General features: G+C 43.2%; 2 protein-coding genes. One reads left to right on the top strand and one right to left on the bottom strand.

Annotated features, from left to right (window positions below):
• Positions 1-499 (top strand): hypothetical protein (locus A3729_RS32405; protein ID WP_197475612.1); only part of this gene is annotated, 499 nt, incomplete at its 5' end.
• A gap of 62 nt (positions 500-561) precedes the next feature.
• Here A3729_RS32405 and A3729_RS05990 read toward each other — a convergent pair.
• Positions 562-804, bottom strand: a 243-nt coding sequence (locus A3729_RS05990; RefSeq protein ID WP_156497722.1) for a Tn3 family transposase, incomplete at its 5' end; no start/stop codon positions are given.

Genomic DNA, 804 nt, shown 5'->3' with positions numbered 1-804 from the left:
ACGATTGCCTTATAATAAATCTGAAAAAGAAAAACTGATCGAATTCGTATCCGGCGAGCACGACTACCTTGATGAACTGTCCTTCTTCGAGAAATATAAGTACTCAAAAACCACCAGTTACAATAGTTTTCTTCGCGACAGAGTCGGGTTTTCGGGCAGAACAATTCGTATGCTAGATGTTTTTAGTCGTGGCATGTTCGGGTACTCTGGCTGGAAGGACAGTATTCTTCACGCCATCATGCTTGGCGCGCCAGGGCTCAGAGCGATGGGCTGGTTGGGTGAAGTAGCCGACTTCCTGACGATGAGTACAGGCAAAGCTTATGAAGCCAGATATTTCCCCGATGGCAATGCAACTGTAGCGAGGCTACTGGTGAGTAAGTTGATTCCCTCCGTAGCGAAAGGGGAGGGAAATTTTACCAACATTGCCACTAAACGCCTCGACTATAGTGAACTTGACCGAGAACGACACACCACTAAAATAGGCTCCCCAACAATATAGGGAGCAGATTTTACATTTAGATTCGTAACATGCCGTTATATATAGAAAATGTATTCATCTTTCTATAGCTGGATGGATCTGATTTTATCCATGTCGAATCTAGCATCATTCGAAGCTTTCCGTCTGAAATCGTATTCACCTCGTAAATTAACGTGCTTCCAAGTTATCACAGATCCTTGGCTTATTGATTCTATAAGATCTTTTCTGTCTTCACGGTCAGAAGTGTTAGCAACAAGGTCGGATAAGTATAAGTAGTTCCAGAGTATGATTGAATTTTGAAGAAGTAGCTTGCAGGCAGTCGCAAC

The sequence above is a fragment of the Oleiphilus sp. HI0043 genome (assembly GCF_001634935.1).
Note: the sequence above shows the minus strand (reverse complement) of the source record. Positions and strands in the feature narration are given on the sequence as shown.